General features: G+C 41.5%; 17 protein-coding genes, 1 pseudogene and 1 riboswitch. Of the genes and pseudogenes, 12 read left to right on the top strand and 6 right to left on the bottom strand.

The genetic code is table 11. The features are described 5' to 3' along the window. Nucleotides 1–38 precede the first annotated feature (38 nt). Nucleotides 39–1,175, top strand: coding sequence for a DEAD/DEAH box helicase (locus tag LQ203_RS19690; protein WP_230160528.1), 1,137 nt, complete (start codon nucleotides 39–41; stop codon nucleotides 1,173–1,175). Nucleotides 1,176–1,512: 337 nt separating this feature from the next. After that, nucleotides 1,513–2,688, top strand: coding sequence for a methionine gamma-lyase (megL, locus tag LQ203_RS19685; RefSeq protein WP_230160526.1), 1,176 nt, complete (start codon nucleotides 1,513–1,515; stop codon nucleotides 2,686–2,688). Between the two features lie 17 nt (nucleotides 2,689–2,705). Here megL and LQ203_RS19680 read toward each other — a convergent pair whose 3' ends face one another. Further along, nucleotides 2,706–3,431 carry a TspO/MBR family protein gene (locus tag LQ203_RS19680; protein ID WP_230160524.1) on the bottom strand — a complete coding sequence of 242 codons (726 nt, stop codon included), beginning with the start codon at nucleotides 3,429–3,431 and terminating at the stop codon, nucleotides 2,706–2,708. Nucleotides 3,432–3,632: 201 nt separating this feature from the next. Beyond that, a riboswitch (FMN riboswitch) is annotated at nucleotides 3,633–3,763 on the top strand. A 146-nt stretch (nucleotides 3,764–3,909) separates the two neighbouring features. Between LQ203_RS19680 and ribE (LQ203_RS19675) the strand changes: the two genes are divergently transcribed. From ribE (LQ203_RS19675) to LQ203_RS19660, 4 genes and pseudogenes are all read left to right on the top strand, one after another. Beyond that, the gene (gene ribE / locus LQ203_RS19675; RefSeq protein ID WP_230160522.1) at nucleotides 3,910–4,548 is read left to right on the top strand and encodes a riboflavin synthase; all 639 of its coding nucleotides are present in this window, start codon (nucleotides 3,910–3,912) and stop codon (nucleotides 4,546–4,548) included. 18 nt (nucleotides 4,549–4,566) lie between these two features. Next, nucleotides 4,567–5,205, top strand: a pseudogene (ribB, locus tag LQ203_RS19670) (3,4-dihydroxy-2-butanone-4-phosphate synthase); the annotation flags it as partial. A gap of 79 nt (nucleotides 5,206–5,284) precedes the next feature. Further along, nucleotides 5,285–5,755, top strand: coding sequence for a 6,7-dimethyl-8-ribityllumazine synthase (gene ribE, locus LQ203_RS19665; protein WP_230160520.1), 471 nt, complete (start codon nucleotides 5,285–5,287; stop codon nucleotides 5,753–5,755). 417 nt (nucleotides 5,756–6,172) lie between these two features. Next, nucleotides 6,173–7,339 carry an oligoribonuclease gene (locus LQ203_RS19660; RefSeq protein ID WP_230160518.1) on the top strand — a complete coding sequence of 389 codons (1,167 nt, stop codon included), beginning with the start codon at nucleotides 6,173–6,175 and terminating at the stop codon, nucleotides 7,337–7,339. 48 nt (nucleotides 7,340–7,387) lie between these two features. On the opposite strand, the gene LQ203_RS19655 is transcribed toward LQ203_RS19660, so the two are convergent. From LQ203_RS19655 to mreBH, 5 genes are all read right to left on the bottom strand, one after another. Continuing rightward, the gene (locus LQ203_RS19655; RefSeq protein ID WP_230160516.1) at nucleotides 7,388–8,254 is read right to left on the bottom strand and encodes a YihY/virulence factor BrkB family protein; all 867 of its coding nucleotides are present in this window, start codon (nucleotides 8,252–8,254) and stop codon (nucleotides 7,388–7,390) included. Between the two features lie 468 nt (nucleotides 8,255–8,722). Continuing rightward, nucleotides 8,723–9,949: a cation:proton antiporter gene (locus tag LQ203_RS19650; RefSeq protein ID WP_230160514.1), complete on the bottom strand. Its 1,227-nt coding sequence runs from the start codon at nucleotides 9,947–9,949 to the stop codon at nucleotides 8,723–8,725. Nucleotides 9,950–9,955: 6 nt separating this feature from the next. Further along, complete coding sequence (locus LQ203_RS19645; RefSeq protein WP_230160512.1) at nucleotides 9,956–10,453, bottom strand: cation:proton antiporter regulatory subunit; 498 nt, start codon at nucleotides 10,451–10,453, stop codon at nucleotides 9,956–9,958. A gap of 51 nt (nucleotides 10,454–10,504) precedes the next feature. Further along, nucleotides 10,505–11,068 (bottom strand): tyrosine-type recombinase/integrase, encoded by a 564-nt coding sequence (locus LQ203_RS19640; protein ID WP_230160510.1) that lies wholly within the window; start codon nucleotides 11,066–11,068, stop codon nucleotides 10,505–10,507. 256 nt (nucleotides 11,069–11,324) lie between these two features. After that, complete coding sequence (gene mreBH / locus LQ203_RS19635) at nucleotides 11,325–12,332, bottom strand: rod-share determining protein MreBH (protein WP_230160508.1); 1,008 nt, start codon at nucleotides 12,330–12,332, stop codon at nucleotides 11,325–11,327. Between the two features lie 385 nt (nucleotides 12,333–12,717). On the opposite strand from mreBH, the gene LQ203_RS19630 reads away from it, so the two are divergent. The 6 genes from LQ203_RS19630 to map all read left to right on the top strand — a co-directional run bounded on the left by LQ203_RS19630 (nucleotide 12,718) and on the right by map (nucleotide 17,640). Further along, nucleotides 12,718–13,815, top strand: coding sequence for an AbrB family transcriptional regulator (locus tag LQ203_RS19630; RefSeq protein WP_230160506.1), 1,098 nt, complete (start codon nucleotides 12,718–12,720; stop codon nucleotides 13,813–13,815). A 367-nt stretch (nucleotides 13,816–14,182) separates the two neighbouring features. After that, complete coding sequence (gene motA / locus LQ203_RS19625; RefSeq protein ID WP_230160504.1) at nucleotides 14,183–14,974, top strand: flagellar motor stator protein MotA; 792 nt, start codon at nucleotides 14,183–14,185, stop codon at nucleotides 14,972–14,974. Further along, entirely contained in the window at nucleotides 14,967–15,722 is a 756-nt protein-coding gene (gene motB, locus LQ203_RS19620; RefSeq protein WP_230160502.1) for a flagellar motor protein MotB, read from the top strand. Before motA ends, motB begins: the two co-directional genes overlap by 8 nt. 46 nt (nucleotides 15,723–15,768) lie before the next feature. Then, nucleotides 15,769–16,044 (top strand): late competence development ComFB family protein, encoded by a 276-nt coding sequence (locus tag LQ203_RS19615; protein ID WP_230160499.1) that lies wholly within the window; start codon nucleotides 15,769–15,771, stop codon nucleotides 16,042–16,044. Nucleotides 16,045–16,262: 218 nt separating this feature from the next. Beyond that, entirely contained in the window at nucleotides 16,263–16,778 is a 516-nt protein-coding gene (locus LQ203_RS19610) for a type 1 glutamine amidotransferase domain-containing protein (protein WP_230160497.1), read from the top strand. A 115-nt stretch (nucleotides 16,779–16,893) separates the two neighbouring features. Next, nucleotides 16,894–17,640, top strand: a complete 747-nt coding sequence (gene map, locus LQ203_RS19605) for a type I methionyl aminopeptidase (protein ID WP_230160496.1) — start codon at nucleotides 16,894–16,896, stop codon at nucleotides 17,638–17,640. The last annotated feature ends 21 nt before the right edge of the window (nucleotides 17,641–17,661 follow it).

Raw genomic sequence — 17,661 nt, 5'->3', positions numbered from 1 at the left:
TGAAAGATAGGAAAAGTTTTATATTAAAGGAGAACGATATGAGCGAATTACCTGCATTAGTGAACGATAGAAAACCATTTATCCAAGAGGTTTGGAAAAAGTCCGGGTTTGGACAACTTACACCGATTCAAACGAAAGCGATTCCCGTGATTGTTGAAGGAAAAGACATCATGGCTGAATCACCGACTGGAACGGGAAAAACATTAGCTTATTTACTGCCATTGCTAGAAAAAATAGATCCTGATAAAAAATCACCACAAGCTTTGATTTTGGCATCATCCCGTGAACTGGTCATGCAAATCAATGAAGAAATTCGTATTTGGTCAGAGGGGAGCGGCATGACAGGTGCAGCATTCATCGGCGGTGCTAATGTAAAAAGGCAGCTGGACAAACTGAAGAAGCATCCACAGGTCATTGCTGGGACGCCAGGACGAATTTACGAATTGATTGCCCAAAAGAAATTGAAAATGCATGAAGTAAAGACGATCGTACTTGATGAAGGCGACCAGTTGATTATTCCAGAGCATTTGGGTACGATCAATAATATCATCAAAACAACGCTTAAAGATCGACAAATCATGGTGTTTTCAGCGACTCTGCCAGAGGAAACGGAAAAAGCGGCCCGCGGATTCATGAATGAACCGGAGTTGATCAAGGTCGATAAGCATGAAAAAATGGAATCAAAAGTGGACCATCTTTACTTTGTTGTAGAGAGACGGGAAAAGTCAAAGATTCTTGAAAAAATCACGAGGTTAAAAGATGTCAAAGCCCTTGCCTTCCTGAACGATATTGCAGAACTAAGTGTCTTACATGAAAAGCTTAGCTATAAAGGGGTTGAAATGGGCGTCCTACATGGCGAATCCAATAAAGTCGACCGTGAGAAAGCGCTACGTAAGCTTCGTTCTGGAAAATCACCGATGTTGATGGCAACGGATGTAGCCGCACGGGGACTTGATATTAAAGGTCTGACTGCGGTCGTTCATGTTGATATGGCTGATAACATCGACCAATATATCCATAGATCTGGAAGAACAGGCCGCGCGGGTGCAGATGGCACCGTTATTTCGATTGTAACGGAAAGAGAAGAGCGCGAGTTGAAAAAAATGGCTCGTGAACTGGAGATACCACTAACGAGAGTAACCTTCTATGGTGGAAACATCGTAGACGACGAATAATTGCTTGGAAAAGGGATGGCCGAGGCGGCTGTCTCTTTTTTTATCAATAGGAAAAAGATTAAGGAAAGACAAGGCATCTAGTTTTACATATTACTGGATGCTTATTTTGCAGCATCCGCTCCACCCGCCATTTTTGGCCGGTTGAACATGATCAGATTCCCAGTTAACCAAAAAAATGCGGTGAAATTGAGTGATCCTCCAACTGCAACGTTCCAATGAACAGGTTCATCCAGCAAGAGGTAGCCGTGATAATAGGCATGATCAGTTGATGAAAACGCTTCCTTTATGTAGTTTTCTGACATAAAATAGAAATAGAAACAGGATAGGAGGAGACAATATGGCAGAAAAATATAAACAATTTGAAACGGCAGTCATTCATGGAGGATATGACTCCAAGGAGCACTTAGGAAGCTTGACTACACCCCTATTCCAAACCTCAACTTTCACTTTCGAAACGGCCGAGCAAGGGGAAAGGCGTTTTGCCGGTTTGGAAGATGGCTATATATACTCACGCCTCGGGAATCCAACGGTACAGGTGCTTGAAGAAAAGATTGCCGCTTTGGAGGGAGGGGAAGCGGGGCTTGCTTTCGGTTCAGGTATGGCTGCAGTCTCGGCAGTACTTTTTGCGTTAACTAAAACAGATGACCATATCCTTTGTTCGCAGGGGCTATACGGCTGTACGTTTGGCCTTCTGCAATTAATGAAAAATAAATATCGCATCGCTCATGATTTCTGTGAAATGGACACAGAGGAACAGGTAAGGAAAATGATGCGGCCGGAAACGACCTGCATTTATGTGGAAACTCCAATCAATCCAACGATGAAAATGATTGATTTACAGATGGTAGTAAGGGTTGCGAAGGAATATAATGTGACGGTCGTAGTCGATAATACATTTTCGACACCATACTTACAAAGACCGCTTGAATATGGCTGTGATATCGTTCTTCATAGCGCTACGAAATATCTTTGCGGACATGGGGATGTTGTCGCGGGCCTAGTAGTAGGTAAGAAGGAATTTATGAATCAGGTAGCTGGCACGACACAAAAAGATATTGGTGGAATCATTTCACCATTTGATGCCTGGTTACTATTGCGGGGGTTAAAGACCTTACCTGTAAGGATGGATCGGCATTCCGCCAATGCAATGGAGATTTTTCGCGAACTGAAGAAACATCCAAAGGTGAAAAAGGTATACTATCCAGGGGATGAAGCTTCAACAGATCATTATATCATGCAAAAACAGATGAAACATGGCGGCGGCCTCATCTCTTTCGAATTGCATGGCACGAAAAAGGATGCGCAGGAATTTCTCAATAAATTGAAACTAATCAAAATTGCCGTCAGCCTAGGGGATGCCGAAACATTGATTCAACATCCCGCCACAATGACGCACTCGGCCGTTCCTGAAGAATCGCGACAGCAAATGGGCATCAGTGACCAGCTGGTCCGTCTCTCAGTTGGCCTTGAAGCTTGGCAGGATGTTTGGCATGATCTCCAGCAAGCGTTTTAGGCCACCATATTTACTTTTCAGTTCCTTCTATTCTTAATGAAGATGGTGATGGCTATGATAAAGGTGATAGCAGCCAGGATAAAGGAAGTATCTGAGATTATCGGGTAGGCAGCACCATTTCGTATCCCTATGCCTATGAACGCCCAAACGAATACGAGAGGATAGCACCAATCCCGGTTTTTACTTGCAAAGACAAAGGCCAGGATTGTTGCTGCAATCAGCAAGACGATCGTCCAAGCATTGGAAACTCCAAAGCCGTCCCATTCAATATAGGTGAGGTAATAAGCAATGTCAGCCATGGTTGCAACACTTACCCAGCCTGTATAAACGGAAAACGGAAATAAATCAAAAGTAGTGTGCTCCACTTTTTTTATGCTTGTATAAATGACCATTAAAGTAGTCAACAGAGCAATGATAATGAATACGGATAACAGAAAGTGTTCATAGTGCCAAGCCAAAAGCCAAGCGCCATTGAGCGCACAGCTTAAAGCAAACCAAGGGAAGGATGCCTTATAAGCAGGGCTGTTTTGATGTTTGCTTAAAAACTGCCTGAATACCCAGATGGCGAGCAAAAAGTAAATGAAGCCCCATATGGAAAATACATAACCGGCTGGAGTGAAAAGTACATCCAGTTTATCGGAAACCTCTCCTGATGTTTGGTCGTTCAATGGCAGGAAATTGGCTAAAAAATTCATTGTGACGACGAATAGATAGAAAATCAAATTGATGATGGTAATGAGCATGGCCTTCCTCCTTGTATGAATTGTGATTCCTTTTACCTTATTCCACACTTTTAGCCTGGTTAACCTTTTTGGAGCACATCGGGGTACGTGGAGTTTATTTTTCCGTAAAGAGAGGAATTCCTGTAACAATTGAACCATTTAAGGTTAGAAATTTTACATCTTCACTTTATGGTGTTAAAATATTCAAAGATTCATATTATTTTAGTCCTTCGGGGTCGGGTGAAAATCCCAACCGGCGGTGATGAAGAAATTCTAAGCCCGCGAGCCTGATAAAGGCAGGATTTGGTGAGATTCCAAAGCCGACAGTACAGTCTGGATGGGAGAAGGACGTGTGAAACCCAAATGTATACGTGTGCCTAATTTTTCAAAAATGAAAATATTGGGCTTTTTAGGTATACAATTTTTTCACTCATTTCTCCTGCTAACTCCTTAGGTCATTTCTAAGGGGTTTTTTATATTTTATAAAAGGGGGAAAAACATGTTTACGGGAATCATTGAGGATATCGGTACCGTCCATTCCTTGAAAAAAGGAACAAGCAGTATGGAGTTGACGATTCGTTCTGAGAAAATCCTTGAAGATGTTCATCTCGGGGATAGTATATCAGTCAACGGGGTCTGCTTAACGGTAACATCCTTCACGAAAAGTTTGTTTACGGTGGACGTAATGCCGGAAACGGTCAAAGCTTCCTCGATCCGGACGTTAAAATTGGGATCACCTGTAAATCTCGAACGAGCCATGAGTGCACAGGGAAGGTTTGGCGGTCATTTTGTTTCAGGCCATATTGACGGAACAGGAACAATCATAAAAAAAGAGCGTAAAGAAAATGCCGTCTATTATGTAATCCAATTGGAAGAAGGACTCAGTAACTATTGCATTCCGAAAGGGTCCGTTGCCATTGATGGAACGAGCTTGACGATATTTGGGATCGAAAGAGACCTTTTGACTGTATCACTGATCCCCTTGACTCATCAGGACACCATATTGGGGCATAAGGCGGCTGGCGATATCGTTAACATCGAAAACGACATGATAGGGAAATATATTATACATCAAATGAAAAAAGGCGATTCAAAACCAGGACTGAATTTAGAGTTTTTGGCAGAACACGGATTCTAATAAAAGGGCGGTGTAATGATGTTCCATACAATTGAAGAAGCGATCGAAGATTTGAAAGCTGGCAAGGTAGTAATCGTATCCGATGATGAAGACCGTGAAAATGAAGGGGATTTTGTTGTGTTGGCTGAAAAGGCAACACCGGAAGCGATTAATTTCATGGCGACTCATGGACGAGGCTTGATTTGTACAACCATTACTGAAGATCTGGCAGGGAAATTGAGCCTGCATCCAATGGTAGGAGAAAATACCGACCATCATGGCACTGCGTTTACGGTTAGTGTCGATCATAAAAGCACTTCTACAGGAATCAGTGCTTTTGAACGGTCCTTGACCATTCTTGAACTTCTTAAAGAAGATTCTGTCGCTGAAGATTTTCAAAGACCTGGTCACACTTTTCCGATCGTCGCTAAAGAAGGCGGCGTATTAAGGAGGGCAGGGCATACGGAGGCATCGGTGGATTTGGCAAAGTTATGCGGCGCCGCTCCAGCTGGTGTCATATGTGAGATCATGAATGAAGATGGATCGATGGCACGTGTATCAGATTTAGAAGTCATCGCTGAGAAATTCAACCTGAAATTCATCACGATAGCCGATTTGATTCGTTACCTTAAACAAAGCGATACAAGCGGGAAACAGGAACTTGAACTGAACATTCCGAATGCGTAAGGGATGATTTTTGCGCAATGAAATCTACACATGAAAAAAGATATTTTTTAAAAACTAGGAGGAATTGGACATGGGGAAAATTATTGAAGCACAATTAATCGGATCAGGATTGAAAGTTGGAATCGTTGTAGGAAGATTTAATGAGTTTATCACAAGCAAGCTTTTAGGCGGAGCATTGGACGGACTTAAGCGGCATGGTGTGGATGAAAATGATGTTGACATTGCTTGGGTCCCAGGTGCTTTTGAACTTCCATTAATTGCGAAGAAACTTGTGAATACAGGCAAATATGATGCAGTGATCGGTCTTGGAACGGTAATCAGGGGTTCCACTACACATTATGATTATGTCTGCAATGAAGCAGCTAAAGGAATGGCTGCCGTTTCCTTGGACACAGGTGTACCAGTTATCTTCGGTTTGTTGACAACTGAGAATATCGAGCAAGCCATCGAACGTGCCGGTACAAAATCTGGTAACAAAGGCTATGAAGCGGCCGTTAGTGCGATTGAAATGGCGAACCTTGGAAAATTGATTGAACAGTAATTTCATTCAGGAAATCCGCAGGGAAGAACATCCCTGCGGATTTTTTTGAGTAAACTTTCTTATTGACCATTTATTGTATGGGTTTGATCGATGACTTCTTGCGTGTTTCCTTCAATTTCCTCAAATGACACGTTCGACATCCTCGGACTTTTTCAATAACAAACTGGCTGCTTCCAAGCTTTGGTTAACCCCAGATAGTGACTTTTTAAGTGATCAATGAAAACATGCCTTGATTCAATATAAAATCTGGTAAATAACGAATTATTAGGAGTTTTTCAAAAAAAAAAGAACAAAATCATGGAGGAATGGAAGCATGGTAAAATATGCGGATATGATTATGCTACAATTGTAAAGATTGCTATTGAAATTGATATCTTTAGGGAAAAGTAAATTTATTAGTTATTAGGAGGGGTTTGTGTGTACCATCTCTTTACACATAATGATTTAGATGGAGTCGGCTGCGGCATTGTAGCTAAGTTGGCATTTGGAGAAGAAGTAGTGGTAAGTTACAATTCGATCGGTCGCCTTAATCAGAATGTAGGAGCATTTCTTGAGCAGGCAAAAATTGAAGATACCTTAATTGTTACCGATCTTTCGGTTGATGAAGATAATGAAAAGATGATTTCGCAGTTTGTGGAAGACGGAGGCAAAGCGCTGTTGATAGACCATCATAAGTCAGCTCTGCATTTGAACGAACATGATTGGGCATCTGTAACGGTCGAGCAGGAAGACGGTAAACAGACAGCAGCGACTTCATTATTCTATCAGTATGCAGTTGAAAATAATCTGCTGGAACCTTCAAGCATCGTAGCTGAATTTGTCGAATTGGTCCGCCAATACGATACATGGGAATGGGAAGTTAATAAAAATGCGACGGCAAAACGGTTAAATGACCTGTTTTTCATGATTCCGATTGAAGAATTTGAAATGAAAATCGCACATAAGCTTTCTACTGCTGAAAGTTTCACTTTTGACGAAGTGGAGCAAACTCTTCTGAATGTAGAAGAAAGTCGAGTAGATCGGTACATAAACAGGAAAAAAAGAGAAGTTTATCAAGCTACGGTCGGCCCCCATACAGCTGGTGTGGTCCACGCAGAGTCCTATCACTCAGAACTTGGAAATGAACTATCGAAAGAATTCTCACATCTGGATTATATCGCCATCCTGATGGTCGGAAGTAAAAGAATCAGCTTTCGGACAATCCACGATGACATAGATGTTTCTGAAGTTGCTGGCAAGTACGATGGGGGTGGCCATCAAAAAGCTGCGGGGTGTACCATGTCTGAAAAGGCATATAGCCAATACGTCGAAAAAACCTTCTTTGCCGAGCCGCTAAAACGTGATGCTCATAAAAATCAATTGAATGTAAAAGAATCCCCAGAGGGCTGCTTATATTCAACGAGAGAAAAACAGGACATATTCATCTATGAAGATGAAGAGGAAGAATGGATTGTTGAAATCAACGGAAAACAACAGAAAAAAACATTCGATACATTTGGGGAAGCGGAAAAATACATGAAGCGGAAATACTCAGCATGGCTTGCCCATGATGAAAGATATGAAGAGTTTGTCAATAAAGGATGAATAGGAAAGCGGCTGTCCAAATGGGGCAGCCGCTTTCCTATTCATGTTTTACCTTTTAAGTGGAACGGGATGTACGATCGTGCGCGATGGTTTTTTTGGTATGGAATTTTGACGATGAAGTATCGCATTGATTTCTCCGCCTATCACAAAGATCAAACCACTTAAATATAGCCATAGCATCAAGATGATGACGCCTCCCAAACTGCCGTAAGTGGAAGAATAATTGGCAAAATTACTGACATAGAATGAGAATCCAAGTGATATTCCTAACCAAAGTACAGTTGCGGTCACTGCCCCAGGAATGACATGTTTAATGGGAAAACTTTTATTCGGTGCAAAACGATATAAAAAAGTCAGGACGAGTGAAATGACCACAACGGCGATAACCCACCGTAATAAGCTGAATAAGATTTGCATTTCTTCTGGAATTGAAATGACTTGCTGTATTAAATCGATGATGACTTTCCCGAAGACGGGAAGACCTAACATGACGATGAATGCAACAACCAAGCCTAAAGTCAATACAATGGAAATGAAACGGGCTTTAATGAAATTCCTTGTTTCTTCAACATCATAAGCGATATTCATGGAATGGATGAATGCATTCATTCCGTTTGATGCGGACCATATGGTGCCAAGGAAACCAAAAGTCAGTAAGCCGCCGTTACGCTCACTCAATATGTTGATGATGTTTTTCTCGATGACATCCATCGTTTCAACTGGCATGAAGGTTTTGAGCGTATCCAAGGCTGTCTGAATATCAATGTTCAGATAAGGAAGTAGGGACAGCAATAAAATGAGCAAAGGGAATAGTGCGAGTAAATAGTAATACGCTTGTTCTGCTGCCAGCCCCGTTACACGATCTTCCTTTATTTCTTTGATGAGTTTTTTGGAAAATTTTAACGACTTATTCATCCGGGCCTCACTCCTGATTAGTTACTTAGGTTATCTGCTTCTTTTCCCTCTGTTCAGGTAAGTTAATCCTCTAATTAAAAGAAATTGAAAGATACTTCGTAAAGAGGTCCTTTTCATGTTTAATCCGTGCGCTAATGCTTGATATAACATGCATTAACGAAACCCGAGTATATGAATGATAAGTTAATGGTTACTTACATTAGCCCATTCACTTCTCCATTGGCTGAATTCCCAGGTATGTGAGTATCATGTCGAGGAAAATCGGGAGTAAAGAATCGGAAAACAAATATTCTTAACCACGTGAGCTTGTGCTGTTGGTACTTCAAAGCTTATGAATAACATTGCTAATATTAGTACAAGGTATGTTAAATATCTAATGGCACTTATACAGAAAGCCCCATTTAACATCAAAGGTGTACTTTAAAAGTAATCAGAAAAAAGGCCAGACAGCATATCTGGCCTTTTTAGCTATTGAACTTCTTTTTCAGGTTCCTTTTGAACCTTCGGGGGGCTCCATTTGAAGACTTTATTCAGGATATTATAGATGTGTTTGGATTCTTTTGTAAGGATTGGACCAAGAATCGCTAAGGTTAAAACATAAAGTGCCGCAAACGGGGTTAGTATAGGCATTAAACCGCCAGCAATGCCTAGGTTGGCTAAAATGATGGAGAATTCACCACGTGAAACAATCGTCAATCCGATGTTTGCGGAGGCCCTGTGAGATAAGCCGGATTTGCGTCCTGCAATCATTCCAGCCACAAAGTTACCGATTATAGTGATGATGACGGCTCCCAGAACCATCCAGACAGCTCCACCAAGGGTCGTCGGATCGATACTCAAGCCAAAGCTGAAGAAGAATATGGCTCCGAAGAAGTCTCTAAATGGAATGACAAGCTTCTCGATTCTATCGCTATGTTCCGTTTCAGAAAAGACAAGGCCGAGCAGTAATGCACCAATGGCTTCCGCTACGTGAATGGTTTCCGAGAAACCTGCGATGAAGAACAGTAAAGCGAACACGACAATAATAAATATTTCATCGGAGGTTATATTGAATAATTTGTTTAGGAACCCAGATGCTTTTCGGGCGATAACAAAAAACACAAGCATATATCCGATCGCGATAAAAGTTGAAAGTAACGTTCCCCAAACGGAACCGGAAGAGCTTAATACCAATCCTGATACGACTGATAAATACACAGCGAGGAAGATATCTTCAAACATGATGATACCAAGAATTAGCTCCGTTTCATTGTTACCGGTCCTTTTAAGATCAACAAGTACCTTCGCCACAATGGCACTTGAAGAAAAGCTGATAATCCCCGTTAAGATCAGTACTTCCTTTAAAGGAAGACCGAGAAGGAAACCGTAAAGCAATGCCAAACCGGCGTTGATTACAATGTAATACGTTCCGCCTGTCACGATATTTTTTCCGGACTTCATTAGTTTTTTAACGGAAAATTCAAGGCCTAAGTAGAACAGAAGGAATAAGATACCGACACGGCCGAGGAAAGCGATGATTTCTTCACTTTCAATGAAACGGAGGTCAATGACCCCGAAGGTTGGGGCATGGGGGCCAACGAGCATCCCGATGATAATTAATACTGGAACATTAGATATTTTAAATTTACCTGCAAAGAGAGCAGCGAACGCTACTAGAAGTAGGGCAGTACCCACTTCAAAGACTAAATGGTCCATATGAGCTTAATCACTCCTTTCGTCGGTCAATAATTCTCTAGTCAGGTTACGGATATCTTTTCTTTCACCGGATATCACGAGTGTATCGCCTGTTTCGATGATGGACTCAGGACCAGGGTTGCTCAGTTGTTTTTTTCCTTTTTTCGAATGGGCTATCACGGTTACGTTATAATTGCTCCGGATATCGATCGAACCGATTGTCTGATTGATGGCTTTGGAACCTGGTTCCACTTTAAACCATTCAATCACTAAGTCGCCCAATGACATTTCAATCGTTTCAAGTGCTTGTGGTTTATAAACCATGCCGCCTATTATGGAAGCCAGTTGCCGCGATTCCTGGTCATTAAGGGTGATGCTGGAAATGACATCTTCATGTTCATTATCAAAATGGTACAATTCCCGACGGCCGTCATCGTGAATGACGATCACTAACTTTTCATCATTTCTCGTTATGATTTCGAACTTTTGGCCAATACCAGGAAGTTCACTTTCTCTAATTTTCACTGGAATTCCTCCTTAAAATTTGGTTAGAGTTTATTGAAGATAGCAGAATGTTCATAAGTTAACGTCAATATTCGTATTGAATTTCTTTTCCTTTGATATGCCGATGTATTTTAGTGTCTCCGATGGACTTGAATGATGGTAATGCTTCTGTATCAAAGCTAGTGACACTCCTTGTTTATAGGCATGGTAGCCAAAAGTTTTGCGCATCGAACTTGCTCCGAATTTACCTGTCAGGCCAGCACCTTCCACAGCATCATGGATGATTCGGTGCGCCTGTTGGCGTGTGATCGGCTTTTTTGTCTTAGGGGAAAGAAATAAAAATTGACCTTCGATAACCTTCGAGCCTTTAAGGTATTCTTGTAAGGCAGTACGAACTTTCAGGTTCAAATAAATTTGGTTGACCTCGTCATTTTCCATCCGTTGCTCATAAAACTCCTTGATTTTTCCCGATTCATCGAGAACGTCGGCGACGGTGATTTCCAGCATTTCATTTATCTTCATACCGGTATTGATGCCGATTACAAACAATAAATAATCCCGACTGGAGTGAGCTCGTAAGTAAGTCTTCATTTTGCTGATTTGATTGATGTCCTTAAAGGCTTCTACATATTCCATAGATCTTCTCCTCTTACCAATGTAACATAATTATATTATATCACACTTTATGTAACATTGCATGTGTTAAGACCTGATAAGTTAATCCTTCTCCAAATGCAATGCATACTGTTGAATGTAAAAAAACCTCTTCCTTATTCTCTACTCAAATCAATTAAAATATATCAGGGAAGTTATATATCTCTATATAGCGGAGAATCATATGAACTTTTGCCCGAGAAAAAAAGGAATCCCGAGTAGGGATTCCTTCATCTTTTTAGTATACGGCTTTTTGTAATTTGTGAATGACTTCAAGTGAAAGGCCGGTTCCGATGGCCACTGATTCAAGCGGATTATCTGCAAGTCGGACTGGTACGACAATTTCATTCGTCAGCCATTCTTGGATTCCGTTGAGAAGTGCGCCCCCTCCGGATAAGATGACGCCTTGATCGACGATGTCCCCGCTTAATTCAGGTGGACAATCTTCCAAAGTGGCCCTGATTGCTTCTAATATATGAAGAAGCGATTCCTGGATGGCTTCCTGAACATCAGAGGATGAAATTGTAATCGGCTTTGGAAGACCCGTTACAAGATCACGGCCCCTGACTTCCATGGTGATTACGGAATGTTCAACGAGTGCATAGCCGATTTCTTTTTTTATTTCCTCAGCTGTTCTTTCACCGATCAACACATTATGTTTTTTTCTGACATATTGGCTGATATCTTCATCCAATTGATCTCCGCCAATTCTGATTGAATTGCAAGAAACGACACCGCCGTATGAGATGATTGCCACCTCAGTCGTGCCGCCGCCAATATCGACGATCACATTAGCAATGGGCTCTTCGACAGGCAGGCCAGCGCCGATTGCTGCCGCTACCGGTTCCTCAATGAGGTGGACCTGTTTGGCTCCGCAGCTTTTGACTGCATCCTGAATGGCCCTCCTCTCCACTGATGTGGAACCTGATGGCGTACAGACCACGACACTAGGCTTTCGGATCGATAAGCCTAGGTCCTTACTTGCTTTTTTCATGATTTCCCGAAGCATTTGCGCGGTTACATCAAAATCCGCAATGACACCGTCCTTAAGTGGACGGATTGCAACGATATTTGCAGGTGTTTTTCCAATCATGTTTTTTGCATCCACACCGACTGCCAATACTTTATTAGTCTCTATATCAATGGCCACCACCGATGGCTCATTAAATACGATTCCTTTATTTTTACTGTAAACTAGTGTATTTGCAGTTCCTAAATCAATGCCTATTTCTGTATTTGATAACATTTAGTCACCCCTCCATAAGAGTTTGACCCCTATATAATCATTCTACCTTTTATCATGAATTTGTGGGGGTGGGAAATCTAGTAAATAGTGGAAGCTTCACATTAGTCTCATTTATATAGGGAAAACATGATGAAATATTAAAATGCGCTGGCGATGGCAAAGGTGCCAAGAACGGAAAATGTCCAATTGTAACCAAGCCATCCTGACATCGGGGCAACATATTGCCTTTAGTAAAACGTAAGCTTGCTGCGACAAAATATTGGCCCCTCATATGTGTAGGCGCGAGCTTGGATACAATTCCTTGCTGAAAGCCGGCCGTTAAAAGCCCTTATTTTATGTTAAGATATAGATGATTAATTCACATAGTTAAAGAAGGTAATTTGTGGTGAGTACATATTTAAGTGAGAGTAAGAGTTTTAGAGTCATGTTTACAGCTTTTCTAGCTTTCTTAGGCGGATATGCGTTTGATTGCCTTGGAATATACTTACCATGGATGCTCGGACCATTATTTGTGGTGATGATTGCGAAAGTAAAATTAGGGAAGTATATGTTTTGGTCTAAAACCTTTAGAAGCACCGGATTGGTCATCCTTGGTTTACAACTGGGCAGTTCATTCACCAAACAATCGTTACATGAGATGATTGAATATTTACCGGTTATGCTTTTTACGACTATCGCAATCATTTTATTTACGGTGTTGACGGGCTGGTTCGTTGGGAAAAGAATGAATCTATCTTTCAGCACTTCCATGCTTGGCAGTTTTCCGGGAGGCCTTTCCCAGATGGTGGTTTTAAGTGAGGAAATGAAGGATAGTGATGAAACGGTTGTAGGTTTCATGCAAACACTTCGGGTCATCCTGGTAATATCCATTGTTCCTTGGCTCGTGACACATGTCATTTCAGCCGAATCTGGTGCAGTTGCAGCCATATCGGAGCGGCCATTTTTCTTATTTGAGTATGATGCGAAATTAGCCCTCATGATGTTGGCAATCTTGCTATTATTCATCTTCATCACAAAGAAGGTGAACTTCCCGCTGCCTTTTTTACTAGGGCCCCTCATGGCGGCTGCTCTATTTAATTTAGGAGGTCCGGGTGCTCCGCAAATTCCTGACTTTTGGTTGAACTTGTCACAACTATTGATTGGCGCTCATTTAGGCTACACACTGAAGATTGATAACCCCCGACTTTTCAGAAAGATGTTCGGAGCGGTATTCGTCAGTAATGTCCTGTTAATCGGATTTTGCTATTATCTGTCGATACAATTTGCGCCGCTCTTATCTTTACAGGCAAACGAACTGTTTTTGAGCATGGCGCCAGGCGGCGTGGCGGAAATGGCAGTCACAGCCATGTCTGTTCATGTAGATTTATCCGTAGTCACAAGCTTTCATTTATTCAGGATATTATTCATTTTATTTTTTCTATCCCCCATCATCAAATGGCTGGATGGAAGAAGTCAGGGAAAACAAGAACAAGGACAAAGCTGACATGCTTTGTCCTTGTTTCAATATGGAAAAAATCACAACAAATAAATAAACATCAAAAGCTGATTGAAATTCACGAGTAAAACACTGAAACTCACGAGTAAAAGCGTTAAATTCACGAGTAAAAGAATAAATTTCAGGCGCTATGCCGCAAGTCACTCACGGAATGACTTGAAAATCGATTCACGAAGAAAATTTTATCCGACTTGTTGAAAAATACTGTTGAATCGAATCTTTGCAAGGAGTAAAGCAGGTAGATTTTGTGATCGTTTAATGAAATTTAGAATGGAATAGTAAAAAAATCCTCATTTTTTCCAAACTTCATCCGATATAAGGAGAAGACGAGACTTTAAATGAATGGGTGAGTACTATGGATATAACATCAGTTTTGGGCGTAGTTCTTGGCATTGTGGCCATCTTGGTCGGAATGGTGTTGAAAGGCGTTAGTGTTACGGCGTTGATTAACCCGGCGGCTATTTTGATCATTATTGTAGGGACGATAGCTGCTGTCGTAACGGCTTTCCCTTTGTCAGAATTAAAAAGACTGCCAAAAATATTCAAGATTTTATTCTTGGAACAAAAATTGACAAAGCCTGAAGAATTAATAAAAACTTTTTCGGAATGGGCGGTCATTGCCAGGAAAGAAGGCTTACTGGCATTGGAAAGCATTTCCGATCAAGTGGATAATACCTTTTTGAAAAATGGCTTGAATCTTGCTGTCGAAGGTCAGAGTGCAGATTATATTCGTGATATTTTAGCAGAGGAAATAGACGCGATGGAAGAACGCCATTTAAGCGCGGCAGCGATATTCAGTCAAGCTGGAACATATGCACCGACACTTGGAGTATTGGGTGCGGTCATCGGGTTGATCGCTGCATTGGGCAATATGGCTGACACGGAGGCATTGGGACATGCCATTTCTGCCGCGTTCGTTGCAACCTTGATGGGGATTTACACCGGCTATGTGTTATGGCATCCATTTGCTAATAAGCTAAAACGGAAATCGCAGCAGGAAGTCCGGATCAAAGAAATGATGATAGAAGGGATTTTATCGATCATTGAAGGGGAAGCACCAAGAACGATTGAACAGAAACTAACCTCTTATTTGCCTGCTGGAGATCGCAAAAAGTGGTTAGAAGGCGATGTGAGAGAAGATGGCTAGGCGGAAAAAGAAACAAAGGCATGAAGAGCATATTGATGAATCATGGCTGGTTCCCTATGCAGATATCTTAACCTTGCTTCTTGCACTTTTCATCGTCTTATTCGCTTCAAGTTCGGTTGATGCAGTCAGGTTCCAACAGTTGTCGAATGTATTTAACCAGGTTTTTACGAGCGGAACGGGATTTATGGATTTCCCAAGTGATTCCCCCAGCAATGAGCCGACATCACCAGAACAAAAGGCAGGGGCAGAAGATCTCAAGAAGTTAGGGAAAAACGAGGAAGAAGAGCTTGCAGAAGTTCAGGAGCGTGTAAATGCCTATATCAAAAAGAATGATTTAACGGATAAATTGGGGACGAACCTAACGGATGAAGGTATGTTGATTTCAATTCGGGAAAATGTGCTGTTTGAATCAGGTATTGCGGAAGTTAGAAGTGAAAACAAAAAGATCGCTAAGGAAATTTCATCTTTACTGGTTATGGACTTACCCCGAAACATTATTGTAAGCGGACATACAGATAATGTTCCTATTAAGACTCACCAGTACGAATCCAATTGGGATCTGAGCGTGATGCGATCCGTGAATTTCATGAAACTTCTCCTCGAAAATAAAGAGTTGGATCCTGAAATGTTCAGCGCTAAGGGGCATGGGGAATTCAAGCCGGTTGCTTCTAATGATACGAAAAAAGGAAGAGCGAAAAACCGGAGAGTTGAAATCCTGATTGTTCCACGGACAGCAATAAATGAGTGAAAACCTGTCTGGAAGGGACAGGTTTTTGGTTTTTGAAGGAGCCTATATGCAAAGAGAATATACAAATGTGATGGAAGAAATCGTTGTGACATGGGTTCAGGTTCTCATGTCAGGTGTAGAATACCAAACTTTTTGTTCGTGCAGCAAATGTAAAAACGACATCATCACATTATCTTTGAATAACCTGCCTAATTACTATGTAACCACGGAAGAAGGGCGTAAGCGGGTGTTTGAAAGTTTAAATACGGAAGAAAACCGGAGATGGATCAACAAGAGAGTCATCAATACCATACACGTTGTAGGGCAGTATCCTAAACATTGATATCATGGAAAAGATAAGAGGTAAGCGGCCCCTTATCTTTTTTTGATCTAATCCAGGAAGATATCCATGATTGGGAATAGAAGTGGGATTTATCGCGTAAACGAAGAGGATTATATGGGAGCATTATGATTTCTGTGTTTTATTTAGTGTGCAGAAGGGAACATAACTAGAGTACAAAGTAAGTTCATTCGATCTAAAATTGAGGAGATGAATTTTTTATGAGTAAAAAAATCGCATGTGTAGTAACGAATATGTTTGAGGACTCGGAGTACAGTGAACCGGCAAAGGCATTTGAAGAAGCCGGACATACGGTAACGACGATTGAAATGGAAAAAGGGAAAACGGTTAAAGGGAAACAAGGGGAAGTGGAAGTCAAGATTGATGAAAGCATCGATTCAGTGAAGCCAGAGGATTTCGATGCATTATTCATCCCCGGCGGTTTCTCGCCTGACCAATTACGTGCAGACGAACGCTTCGTAAAGTTCGCGAAGTCATTCATGGATGATAGAAAACCTGTATTCGCGATCTGTCATGGGCCACAGTTACTGATTACGGCAAAAACACTTGAAGGACGTCATGCAACAGGATATACATCCATTAAAGTGGACATGGAGTATGCGGGTGCCACATATTTGGACAAAGAGGTTGTAGTTTGCGGCAATCAACTTGTAACAAGCAGGACACCAGAAGATTTACCGGCATTTACTCGGGAATCGCTTAACTTATTGAAATAATAAAGAATCCCGGCAGATGCCGGGATTTTTTATTTTATAAGATGTAAAGGATTCATATACTTCCTGCTTTGCAGTAAAATAAAAGGAGAGACGAATAAAAAAGGAAGTGTCACGATTGATTGTATTAAAATCTGCACGTGAAATTCAAGCGATGCATGAATCAGGTAAAATTTTGGCAGCTTGTCATAGGGAGATTGCGAAAATGATTGTTCCCGGTGTGACAACATGGGAAATAGAAGAATTTGTCGAAGGATTCTTAAAAAAACATGGGGCAAAGCCGGAACAAAAAGGGTACAAAGGGTATGAATATGCGACATGTGCAAGCATAAACGAAGAAATCTGCCATGGTTTCCCTCGAAAAACACCTTTGAAAAATGGAGATATCGTAACGATTGATATGGTCGTCAATAACAACGGGGCTCTAGCCGACTCGGCCTGGACGTATACGGTCGGTAAGGTTTCAAAGGAAACGGAACATTTAGTGCATGTGACGAAGGAATCTTTATATAAGGCGATTGAAGTGTGTGTGGAAGGCAAGCGGATTGGTGATATTGGTCATGCCATTCAAACATATGTCGAAGCGGAAGGCTTCTCGGTCGTTCGTGATTTCATCGGACACGGCATAGGTAATGTCATTCATGAAGAGCCGCAGGTTCCGCATTATGGGCTGCCGAATAAAGGTCCACGTCTTAAAGAGGGCATGGTATTCACAATCGAACCCATGGTCAACGTAGGAACATATAAAGCCAGTAGGGATGCAAATGGATGGACGGCTTCCACAGCAGACGGGAAATACTCGGCCCAATATGAGCACACGATTGCCATAACAAAGAACGGTCCGCTTATTCTGACCGAACAATGAATGGAAAAAAACAGCATCAAG

The sequence above is a fragment of the Peribacillus sp. Bi96 genome, from assembly GCF_918698115.1.
Classification (GTDB): domain Bacteria; phylum Bacillota; class Bacilli; order Bacillales; family DSM-1321; genus Peribacillus.
The sequence above is the reverse complement of the archived record's forward strand: the minus strand, read 5'-3'. Positions and strand labels throughout refer to the sequence as shown.

What these genes read in the sequence shown, in the direction of transcription:
- LQ203_RS19640 (WP_230160510.1), bottom strand. Translation starts at nt 11,068, where the DNA reads ATGGAATATGTAGAAGCCTTTAAGGACATCAATCAAATCAGCAAAATG.
- LQ203_RS19690 (WP_230160528.1), top strand. Translation starts at nt 39, where the DNA reads ATGAGCGAATTACCTGCATTAGTGAACGATAGAAAACCATTTATCCAA.
- LQ203_RS19615 (WP_230160499.1), top strand. Translation starts at nt 15,769, where the DNA reads ATGCAAAGAGAATATACAAATGTGATGGAAGAAATCGTTGTGACATGG.
- megL (WP_230160526.1), top strand. Translation starts at nt 1,513, where the DNA reads ATGGCAGAAAAATATAAACAATTTGAAACGGCAGTCATTCATGGAGGA.
- LQ203_RS19680 (WP_230160524.1), bottom strand. Translation starts at nt 3,431, where the DNA reads ATGCTCATTACCATCATCAATTTGATTTTCTATCTATTCGTCGTCACA.
- LQ203_RS19655 (WP_230160516.1), bottom strand. Translation starts at nt 8,254, where the DNA reads ATGAATAAGTCGTTAAAATTTTCCAAAAAACTCATCAAAGAAATAAAG.
- ribE (WP_230160522.1), top strand. Translation starts at nt 3,910, where the DNA reads ATGTTTACGGGAATCATTGAGGATATCGGTACCGTCCATTCCTTGAAA.
- LQ203_RS19610 (WP_230160497.1), top strand. Translation starts at nt 16,263, where the DNA reads ATGAGTAAAAAAATCGCATGTGTAGTAACGAATATGTTTGAGGACTCG.
- ribE (WP_230160520.1), top strand. Translation starts at nt 5,285, where the DNA reads ATGGGGAAAATTATTGAAGCACAATTAATCGGATCAGGATTGAAAGTT.
- mreBH (WP_230160508.1), bottom strand. Translation starts at nt 12,332, where the DNA reads ATGTTATCAAATACAGAAATAGGCATTGATTTAGGAACTGCAAATACA.
- motA (WP_230160504.1), top strand. Translation starts at nt 14,183, where the DNA reads ATGGATATAACATCAGTTTTGGGCGTAGTTCTTGGCATTGTGGCCATC.
- LQ203_RS19650 (WP_230160514.1), bottom strand. Translation starts at nt 9,949, where the DNA reads ATGGACCATTTAGTCTTTGAAGTGGGTACTGCCCTACTTCTAGTAGCG.
- motB (WP_230160502.1), top strand. Translation starts at nt 14,967, where the DNA reads ATGGCTAGGCGGAAAAAGAAACAAAGGCATGAAGAGCATATTGATGAA.